General features: G+C 63.0%; 9 protein-coding genes. 6 read left to right on the plus strand and 3 right to left on the minus strand.

What is annotated here, in order from left to right; genetic code table 11:
- Nucleotides 1-50: 50 nt before the first annotated feature.
- Nucleotides 51-599, minus strand: coding sequence for a DUF2939 domain-containing protein (locus YQ44_RS11605; protein WP_071323517.1), 549 nt, complete (start codon nt 597-599; stop codon nt 51-53).
- Between the two features lie 257 nt (nt 600-856).
- Between YQ44_RS11605 and YQ44_RS11610 the strand changes: the two genes are divergently transcribed.
- The 5 genes from YQ44_RS11610 (at nt 857) to YQ44_RS11630 (ending at nt 6,693) form a co-directional block, all read left to right on the plus strand.
- Nucleotides 857-2,455 carry an ABC-F family ATPase gene (locus tag YQ44_RS11610; protein WP_034756044.1) on the plus strand — a complete coding sequence of 533 codons (1,599 nt, stop codon included), beginning with the start codon at nt 857-859 and terminating at the stop codon, nt 2,453-2,455.
- A gap of 248 nt (nt 2,456-2,703) precedes the next feature.
- On the plus strand, nt 2,704-3,837 hold the full coding sequence (nadA, locus tag YQ44_RS11615; protein ID WP_071323518.1) for a quinolinate synthase NadA: 1,134 nt from the start codon (nt 2,704-2,706) through the stop codon (nt 3,835-3,837).
- A complete protein-coding gene (nadC, locus tag YQ44_RS11620; protein ID WP_071323519.1) occupies nt 3,834-4,700 on the plus strand; it encodes a carboxylating nicotinate-nucleotide diphosphorylase in 867 nt (288 codons plus the stop codon). Before nadA ends, nadC begins: the two co-directional genes overlap by 4 nt.
- Nucleotides 4,700-5,479 (plus strand): substrate-binding periplasmic protein, encoded by a 780-nt coding sequence (locus YQ44_RS11625; protein ID WP_071323520.1) that lies wholly within the window; start codon nt 4,700-4,702, stop codon nt 5,477-5,479. Before nadC ends, YQ44_RS11625 begins: the two co-directional genes overlap by 1 nt.
- Nucleotides 5,480-5,610: 131 nt before the next feature.
- Entirely contained in the window at nt 5,611-6,693 is a 1,083-nt protein-coding gene (locus YQ44_RS11630; protein WP_071323521.1) for a TIGR03118 family protein, read from the plus strand.
- 54 nt (nt 6,694-6,747) lie between these two features.
- On the opposite strand, the gene ypfJ is transcribed toward YQ44_RS11630, so the two are convergent.
- Entirely contained in the window at nt 6,748-7,641 is an 894-nt protein-coding gene (gene ypfJ / locus YQ44_RS11635; protein ID WP_071323522.1) for a KPN_02809 family neutral zinc metallopeptidase, read from the minus strand.
- 154 nt (nt 7,642-7,795) lie between these two features.
- Here ypfJ and YQ44_RS29530 point away from each other — a divergent pair, with 154 nt between their 5' ends.
- Nucleotides 7,796-8,689: a GNAT family N-acetyltransferase gene (locus YQ44_RS29530; RefSeq protein WP_083411780.1), complete on the plus strand. Its 894-nt coding sequence runs from the start codon at nt 7,796-7,798 to the stop codon at nt 8,687-8,689.
- Nucleotides 8,690-8,698: 9 nt separating this feature from the next.
- On the opposite strand, the gene YQ44_RS11645 is transcribed toward YQ44_RS29530, so the two are convergent.
- Nucleotides 8,699-9,403, minus strand: coding sequence for a DAPG hydrolase family protein (locus tag YQ44_RS11645; RefSeq protein ID WP_071323523.1), 705 nt, complete (start codon nt 9,401-9,403; stop codon nt 8,699-8,701).
- Nucleotides 9,404-9,501: the final 98 nt, after the last annotated feature.

Here is a 9,501-nt window from a genome sequence, read left to right on the forward strand (position 1 = left end):
TGTCTGAAGTTTAATTGTCAAGGGCAGGGCATCGTGCCGCCGCAGCTGTCTTACCGCCCCGTAACCGCCGGCGCCAGCTCGATCGAACTCAGTTTCCAGCCCCAGATGCCGTGTCGCTGCAAGACCAGCGCGCCGTTGTGCGTCTTGCCATCCTTCGCGCGCACGACGAACTGGTTGATGCCGGCATAACCGGCCCGGTAGTCGGCCTTGTTGCGTGCGCCATCGGCTGCTGCACCGGCCCCTGCGCCTGCATCCATCTGCGGGCTGATGGCGCTGTTGTTGACGAGCGCGACGACGCCGGCGGGCGAGACCATGGCGTCGACCATCTTGCCCAGCATGGCGCCGGCAATCGATTGGCCGAGCGCGGCGAGCGGGTTGTCGCTGCCGGCCACTGCCTGGATGCTGTTGGCCATGTTCGCTTCCAGCTGGATCTTGACGCTGTCGCGCAGGGCGGGGAAGTCCACGTGCGCGGCCAGCGCGTCGGCATTGCGTTCGGCCAGCGCGGTCTTGATCTGGTGCAAGGCGTAATACGGCGAGGCATAGATGGTGGCGGCGATGGTAATGGCGGCTACGGCGGCGGCGATGGTGATTTTTTTCAAGGGATGCCTGTGTGATGAAAGGGAAAAGGGCGCTGTCACGCCGCCTCGCATGGCGGCCTGAAGCGGGCGAGCGCAGCGTATCTGTTAAATGAAAATGCGGCAATAGTAATCTCTTGCCATTATCTTGACCGCATCCGCTGGCCTGGCCGCGCCAGGTGCCGTTTCCCGGCCCCTATGGAGGGGAGGGTGGCCGGTGCTGTATAATGGGAGAAAAGTACTTAACTAGCTGTTTTAACTGAATAAAGACCTAATATCACATGCTTTCAACCGCAAATATTACGATGCAGTTTGGCGCCAAGCCATTGTTTGAGAATATCTCCGTCAAGTTCGGCGACGGCAACCGCTATGGTTTGATCGGCGCCAACGGCTGCGGCAAATCGACGTTCATGAAGATCCTCGGCGGCGACCTGGACCCATCGGGCGGCAATGTCATGCTCGATACCAACGAGCGCCTGGGCAAGCTGCGCCAGGACCAATTTGCCTTTGAAGACATGCGCGTGCTCGACGTCGTCATGATGGGCCACACGGAAATGTGGGCCGCCATCCAGCAACGCGACGCCATCTACGCGAACCCGGAAGCGACCGACGACGACTACATGCAGGCGGCCGAACTGGAAGGCAAAGTCTCCGAATACGACGGCTACACGGCCGAATCGCGCGCCGGCGAGCTGCTGCTGGGCGCCGGCGTCGCCATCGACCTGCACCAGGGCCCGATGAGCAATGTCTCGCCGGGCTGGAAGCTGCGCGTGCTGCTGGCGCAGGCGCTGTTCTCGAACCCGGACATCCTGCTGCTCGACGAACCGACGAATAACCTGGACATCAACACGATTCGCTGGCTGGAAGACGTGCTCAACGAGCGCAACTCCACCATGATCATCATTTCCCATGATCGCCACTTCCTGAACCAGGTGTGCACCCACGTGGCCGACATGGATTACGGCACGCTGAAGATTTATCCAGGCAACTACGACGAATACATGTTTGCCTCGACCCAGGCGCGCAACCAGCAACTGGCCAACAACGCGAAAGCGAAAGACAAGGTTGCCGAGCTGCAGGAATTCGTGCGCCGCTTTGCCGCGAACAAGTCCAAGGCCCGCCAGGCGACGTCGCGCGCCAAGCAGATCGAAAAGATCAAGGTCGATGACATCAAGCCGTCGTCGCGCGCCTATCCCTTCGTGCGTTTCGATGGCGAGAAGAAATTGCACCGCCTGGCCGTGGAAGTCGAGAATATCTCGAAAGGCTTCGACCGCCAGCTGTTCAAGAATTTCAGCATCATGGTTGAAGCTGGCGAGCGCATCGCCATCATCGGCGCCAACGGCGCCGGCAAGACCACCATGCTGCGCTGCATCGCGGGCGACATCGCCGGCCTGCAGCCGGACCAGGGCCGCGTGAAGTGGGCGGAAAACGCCAACGTCGGCTACATGCCGCAAGATCCGACGGAAGATTTCGCCAAGGATACGAACCTGACCGACTGGATCGGCCAGTGGACGAAAGAGGGCGACGACGACCAGGCCGTGCGTTCCATCCTGGGCCGTTTGCTGTTCGGCGGCGACGATGTGAAAAAGGCTGTCAAGGTACTGTCCGGTGGCGAGAAGGGCCGCATGATGTACGGCAAGCTGATGCTGGGCCGCCACAACGTGCTGATGCTCGATGAGCCGACCAACCACATGGACATGGAATCGATCGAATCGCTGAACATCGCGCTGGAAAAATACGCGGGCACCCTGATCTTCGTCTCGCATGACCGCGAATTCGTTTCCTCGCTGGCCAACCGCATCATCGAGATCAAGGAAGATGAAGTGGTCGATTACCGCGGCAATTACGAGGATTACCTGAAGAGCCAGGGTATTGATTAATTTTGTAGGGTAACGTTCCGTCGGATTACGCGCTGTGCGCTGATCCGACCTACGTCAGAGTGAGTTGACTGGGTTGGCCGCGTAGGTCGGATTGGCGGGGCCGCCGAGGCGTAGCGTAATCCGACATTACAATGCCAGCCTGCAACGCCAACCGCCAGCACCACACCGACGCGCCGCGGTCCTTTCGTTCCGGCGCACTTGCTTTCATGCGATAGTGCCGGTCTATTCCGTTTTTGTTTGACACAGCCATGCAAACTTTAGCAATCAAATCCGTCGAGTATGAACATCCACAAGACGGAGCCAGCTGCACTGCCCACGCCTGGGCACGCACGCCAGCGACGCCTTCCCCGGCCGAAAAAGCCGAACTGATCACGCGCATCAAGCGCCTGCTGATCGAGCGCGAAGCCGTGCTCGTTGCCCACTACTACGTTGATGCTGACCTGCAAGACCTGGCGGAAGCGACGGGCGGCTGCGTCTCCGATTCCCTGGAAATGGCCCGCTTCGGGCGCGACCATCCGGCCAAGACCCTGGTCGTCGCCGGCGTGCGTTTCATGGGCGAAACGGCCAAGATCCTCAGTCCCGAGAAAACCGTGCTGATGCCCGACCTCGATGCGACCTGTTCGCTCGACCTCGGTTGCCCGGCCGATGAATTCACGGCCTTCTGCGACGCCCATCCCGACCGCACCGTCGTGGTCTACGCCAACACCAGTGCGGCAGTGAAAGCGCGCGCGGACTGGATGGTGACGTCGTCCATCGGCCTCGACATCGTTGCCCATTTGCATGCGCAGGGCAAGAAAATCCTGTGGGCACCCGATAAACACCTGGGATCGTACATCCAGAAGCAGACGGGCGCCGACATGCTGCTGTGGCAAGGCAGCTGCCTCGTGCACGACGAATTCAAGGGCATCGAACTCGATCTGCTCAAGGAAGAGTATCCGCAGGCCAAGGTGCTCGTGCATCCGGAATCGCCGGCCAACGTGGTGGCGCTGGCCGACATGGTGGGCTCGACGTCGCAAATGATTGCGGCAGCGCAAACCATGAACACGGATACCTTCATCGTCGCCACCGACAATGGCATCCTGCACAAGATGCGCGCGGCGGCGCCGGGCAAGCGTTTCATCGAAGCGCCCACGGCCGGCAACAGCGCCACCTGCAAGAGCTGCGCGCACTGCCCGTGGATGGCCATGAATGGCTTGCTGAACCTGGCCGAAACGCTGGAAAACATGCACAACGAAATCCACGTCGATCCCGCCGTCGGCCAGCTGGCCGTGCGCTCGATCAACCGCATGCTCGACTTCGCCGCCGCCAAGAAGGCTGGCCTGCAGCCGGGCGCCGATCTGGCAAAAGAAACTAAATTGTTCCAAGGAATCGGTCCAGCATGAGTACCCTTGTTAATTCTTTCGCTCCCTTCGACCCGGCCCTGGCGCGCGCGTTCGAGGGCAACTTGCTGGCCGCCCTGCTGGAAGACGTGGGCCAGTGCGACCTGACGGGCGAGCTGGTGCCGCCCGACCACATCGTCACGGCCCGCGTCATCGTGCGCGAAGCGGCCGTGCTGTGCGGCGCGCCATGGTTCGAAGGCATCATGAAAAGCCTGGACCGCAGCATCGACATTGCATGGCATTACGCGGAAGGCGACATGATGACGGCCGACAGCGTCGTCTGCACGATACAGGCGCCGGCGCGCGCCTTGCTCACGGCCGAGCGCAGCGCCCTCAATTTCCTGCAGCTGCTGTCGGCCGTGGCCACGGCCACGCGCCAGTACGTGGACGTGGTGGCCGGCACCAAGGCATCCATTTTAGATACGCGCAAGACCTTGCCCGGGCTGCGCCTGGCGCAAAAATATGCGGTGCGCGTGGGGGGCGGCAAGAACCAGCGCCTGGCCCTGTACGACGGCATCCTGATCAAGGAAAACCATATCGCGGCGGCAGGCGGCGTCAGCCAGGCCCTGGAAAACGCGCGCAACCTCGACGCGGGCGTGCCCGTGCAGATCGAGGTGGAAACCCTGGCGCAACTGCAGGAAGCGCTGGACGCGGGTGCCGTCTCCGTGCTGCTGGATAACTTCAGCAACGACATGATGCGCGACGCCGTGCAGCTCACGGCGGGCCGTGCCTTGCTGGAAGCGTCGGGCGGCATCAATTTCGATACCGTGCGCGCGATTGCCGAGACGGGCGTCGACCGCATTTCGATCGGCAGCCTGACCAAGGACGTGCGGGCCACCGATTACTCCTTGCGCATCGTCGGCTGATGACGGCAGCAGGGCGGCGCCTGGCGCGCACGCGCATGCTGGCCGTGGCCCTGCTGTGGCCGGCGCTGGCCTTGCCCTTGCAGGCGCCAGCGCGCGAATTGCTGGCCGTGGGCGCGCAGTTCGAACGCGTGTTCGAATACCAGGATAGCGGCGAATATGGCGGCCTGGGCGCGGAACTGCTGCGCCTGATGGCGGCGCGCACGGGCAATACCGTGCGCTTTCGCATGGTGCCGTGGGCGCGCGCGCAAGCCATGCTGGTGCAGGGCCAGGCCGATATCTTGATCGGCCCCTACAAGGCGCCGGACCGCATCGCCAGCATGGCGTTTTCCGACAAGCCGTTCTACCAGGACCAGATCGTCTTCTATACGCGCCAGGATGCCAGTTTCGGCTGGGATGGCGACTATGCGGTGCTGAAGAACCGCAGGGTGGTGCTGCTCAATGGCTGGGCCTATGGCTCGGACTGGGAGCGCGCGCGGCCCGGCTTGCAGGTCAGCGTGGCCAACAACGTGGAAAATGGCTTGAAAATGCTCGTGCATAATCACGTCGACGTGTTTGTCAGCAACCGCCGCAACACCGATCCCGTCATCGCCCGGCTTGGCTACGGACGCCAGGTGAAACCCTTGCCGAAAGTCATAGAAGTACAGAATGGCTACTTTGCCTTTCCCCGTTCGCCCACATTCGACAAGCTGCGCCTGCAATTCGACCAGGAACTGAATATGCTGATCGAGACGGGCGAACTGAAAAAACTGGGCAAGCGTTTCGACGTCAGCGTGCCCTGACGGGCGTGCCGCCGGTGCGGCTCAGCCTGCCTATTTCTCCTGCGCTTGACGCGCCTCAACCATGCCGCATGGCCTGGCTATACCCTGACAACAGGCAGCGAATACTGTCCACCTCGTTGAAGGGAGACGCCATGCATACGCACCACATCAGCAAGCTTGTCTGCGCCGGGCTCACCGCCGTGCTGGCCGGGGTCCTGTTTGCCTGCGGCGGCGGCCACCATGACCACAAGCCGCCGAGCCTGGAAGGCTATGGCGCGACCAGTCTCGTGTCCGATACGGCGCAGTTGCCCGCCGCGCACACGGATGCCAAGCTGGTCAATGCCTGGGGGCTGGCCTTCAATCCCCGCGGTTTCGTCTGGGTGGCGGCCAACGGCACGGCGAAATCCACCTTGTATGACGGCAATGGCGTGCCGCAATCGCTGGTGGTCAGCACGCCTGCGGGGCCGACCGGCATCGTTTTCAACGGCAGGCAGGATTTCAAGCTGAGCCGGAACGGCGTGACGGCGCCCAGTCCCTTCATTTTCGCCGCCGAGAACGGCAGCATTTCGGCCTGGTCGCCCTCGGTCAGCCCGACCACGGCCCTCGTCGTGGTCGATGGCGGCGCCGGCGGCAGCGTCTACAAGGGCCTGGCGATTTCCCGCCATGCCGGCGCCAACTACCTGTATGCGGCCGATTTCCACAAGCAGCGCATCGATGTGTTCGATGCCAGCTTCGCCAGAGTCAGCTGGTCCGGCGCATTCAGCGACCCCGGCATGCCGGCCGGCTACGCGCCATTCGGCATCCAGGCCATCGGCGAGCGCATCTATGTCGCGTATGCGAAGCGCAGCGCTAGCGGCGACGAGGAGGAGACTGGGACCGGCTTGGGCATTGTCAGCGTGTATGACAGCGGCGGCACCCTGATCAGGCAACTGGTGCGCGGCGGGGCCCTGAATGCGCCATGGGGCATGGCGCTGGCGCCGGCCAATTTCGGCAGCGCCAGCCATGCCTTATTGGTGGGCAATTTTGGCGATGGCAGGATCAATGCCTATGATGCGGAGACGGGCGCGGTCATCGGCAAGCTGGCGCAGGCGGATGGCAAGGCGCTGGAGATCGACGGCTTGTGGGGCATCGCCTTCGGCAATGGCGTCAACGGCCAGCCGGCGAACACGCTGTTCTACGCGGCCGGACCGGACGATGAGACGCATGGCCGGTATGGGCGCATCGACGTGAAATAGGCGCTCATGCCATTGCCGCCCATGCCACCGGCGGCGGCATGGGCGTTCGCGCCGTTACAGCTGGCGCGCCTCGAACGTGTTGCACTGGGCGATCTGGCCGCTTTCGATACCCTTGCTAAACCAGCGCACGCGCTGCTCGGAGGTGCCGTGGGTAAAGGAGTCGGGCACGACATGGCCTTGCGCCTGACGTTGCAGGGCGTCGTCGCCGATGGCCGTGGCCGCTTTCAGGGCCGCTTCCACGTCGCCTTGCTCGAGGATCTTGCGGTCCGCATTCGCGTGATACGCCCACACGCCGGCGAAGCAGTCGGCTTGCAGCTCCAGGCGCACGGACATGGCGTTGGCCTGGCGCTCGGACGCCGTGCGGCGCGCATTGTCGACCTTTTCGGACAGGCCCATCAGGTTTTGCACGTGGTGGCCCACTTCATGCGCGATCACGTACGCTTCCGCGAATTCGCCGGACACCTTGAAGCGCTGCTGCATCAGGTTGAAGAAGTCCAGGTCCAGGTAGACTTTCTGGTCGCCGGGGCAATAGAAGGGGCCGCTGGCGCTCTGGCCCGTGCCGCATGCGGTCGGCGTGCTGCCCGAGAACAAGACCAGCTTGGGTTTTACATAGTTGCCGCCTTCGGCCTTGAACAGGTTGCTCCACGTGTCTTCCGTATCTGCCAGCACGGTTTTCACGAAGCGCGCCATCTCGTCCGATTCGGGGGGCTGGCGCGCGGGCGCCTGGCTTTGCTGGGTGCTGACCTGGCCACCGCCGCCGCTGAGCAGATTCAGCAAGGTCAAAGGGTTGACGCCCAGCACATACGAGCCGACGAGGGCGATGACGATGGTGCCGATGCCGATCGAGCGGCCGCCAAAACCAAAGCCGCCACCGCCGCCGCCCCCACCACCGTCTTCGCCACGGCGGTCTTCCACATTGTCGCTTTCGCGATTGCCTTCCCATTTCATGATGTCTACTCCTGCTGCGATTGTGCGATTGATTGGTGACGCCTCAAAATGTTTCTTGCGACGAATCTTATAATTATCGCAGCAAACCGCGCCGCGACAGGAGCGACAGTGTTACGCTTTGCAACTTTCCACCCACACGACAACAGGTAGATGCATGGTGCTTGCCAACGATACACTCATTTCGCCCGCGGCGGTGGTCCAGGCCCAACTGGACGCCTATAACGCCCACGACGTGCCTGCCTTGCTGGCCATCTACGCCGATGACGCCCAGCAATTCCAGCACCCGGATACCTTGCTGGCCACGGGCGCCGCGCAGATCGCTTCCCGCTTTACGGCCCGCTTTGCCGCCAGCCGGCCGCAGGCGCAGTTGCTCAACCGCATCGCCTGCGGCAAGCTGGTGATCGACCATGAGATCGTCCATGGCGACACGGACGATGGTGTTTCCGCGCAAGAACTGGTCGCCACGTATGAAGTGGCGCAGGGGCGCATCGCGCGCGCCTGGTTCAGCTTTGGCGCCTTGACGCGGCTGCGCGTGGCGCTGCCTAGCGACGTGCCCGTCATGAATGCGCTGATCGCCCGTTCCGGCGTGGAATTGAGTACGGGCTTTTATACGCTGGAGCAGGCCGAGGCCGTCACGCGCCACGTGTTCGGCGTCGACACGCAGCTGGTGGCCGACCAGACGTATTTCGTCATTGAGCGCGATGGCGCCATGCTGGCTTGCGGCGGCTGGAGCCGGCGCGCCACCCTGTACGGCGCCGACCGCGCCAAGAGCGGGCCGGACCCGCTGCTCGACCCGGCCAGCCAGCCGGGCCGCATCCGCGCATTCTTTGTCGACCCCGCGGCCGCGCGCCAGGGCCTGGGCAGCATGCTGATGCGTCATTGCGAACGGCAGGCGCGGGCGGCAGGGTTTACGGCGCTGGAACTGGCCGCCACCTTGCCCGGCGTGCCGCTGTACCTGGCCAGCGGCTTTGCCACCACGCAAGAGTTTCACCTGGACTTGCCCGGTGACATACAACTGCCGCTGGCGCGCATGCACAAGCGGCTGTGAGGCCATGCCTTACCAGGGCAGCGGCGCCTGTTCGCCGTTGCCATTTTCCGCGTAGTACAGCGAGGGCAGGAAGCGCGACAGATAGGTAAATTCGCTGTAGCAATGGCGCAGCAAGTTCAGGCCCAGCACGTCGGGTACGTCGCGCACGGGGTCGAGGCTGTTGCGCCCCAGCAGGAAGCGGCTGCGCAGCACGCAGCCGGTGGACGTGTCGCGCGCCAGGTGCAGCATTTCGCCATCGAGCGGATCGCCTTGCGGGTCGAGTTCCACCTGGTCGCCAAAACCGATGCGCGCGCAGACGGCCGCCGACAGGGCGCCGCTCTCTTGCGCGTGGCGCAGCTGCGCCGCATCGAATACACACTTCGGATCATGGAACTTCAGCTTGGCTTTCACGGGCGGAATGTCGCCCAGCGCTTCCACCGCCTCGATCGAGGCGCCATGGTAACTCTCGCCCTTTTTCCAGACGCTGTTCCAGCCGTGATGGGCCACGTGGTCGTGCGGATGCCACCATTTGATGTGCTGCGTCGTTTCAAAGAACGTGAACCACCAGTCCAGCATGCGCCCGCTGCAGCCATGCAATTGCGTGCGCGCCGCCACCAGCAGGCAGCCGTCGTCCAGGCGCGTGACGCCCGTTTCCAGGTGCAGGGGGAATGGGTCGAGCAAGTCGCCCGTGCCGGCGATACGCCACGGTGTGGCAGGATGGTTTGTGTCAGCCATGTTGTTCTCCTTTGTTGAGGTGAGCCAATTATATATTAAAGAAACGCAAACCGTTTCCTAAATGTTTTTCAGTGTAAAATCGGCCATCGATCAAGCAG

Origin of the sequence: Janthinobacterium sp. 1_2014MBL_MicDiv, from assembly GCF_001865675.1 — a bacterium.
In the GTDB taxonomy this organism is placed as follows: domain Bacteria; phylum Pseudomonadota; class Gammaproteobacteria; order Burkholderiales; family Burkholderiaceae_D; genus Janthinobacterium.

Coding starts and splice junctions, on each gene's coding strand:
- ypfJ (WP_071323522.1), bottom strand. CDS start 7,641: ATGAAATGGGAAGGCAATCGCGAAAGCGACAATGTGGAAGACCGCCGT.
- nadA (WP_071323518.1), top strand. CDS start 2,704: ATGCAAACTTTAGCAATCAAATCCGTCGAGTATGAACATCCACAAGAC.
- YQ44_RS11625 (WP_071323520.1), top strand. CDS start 4,700: ATGACGGCAGCAGGGCGGCGCCTGGCGCGCACGCGCATGCTGGCCGTG.
- nadC (WP_071323519.1), top strand. CDS start 3,834: ATGAGTACCCTTGTTAATTCTTTCGCTCCCTTCGACCCGGCCCTGGCG.
- YQ44_RS11645 (WP_071323523.1), bottom strand. CDS start 9,403: ATGGCTGACACAAACCATCCTGCCACACCGTGGCGTATCGCCGGCACG.
- YQ44_RS11610 (WP_034756044.1), top strand. CDS start 857: ATGCTTTCAACCGCAAATATTACGATGCAGTTTGGCGCCAAGCCATTG.
- YQ44_RS11630 (WP_071323521.1), top strand. CDS start 5,611: ATGCATACGCACCACATCAGCAAGCTTGTCTGCGCCGGGCTCACCGCC.
- YQ44_RS29530 (WP_083411780.1), top strand. CDS start 7,796: ATGGTGCTTGCCAACGATACACTCATTTCGCCCGCGGCGGTGGTCCAG.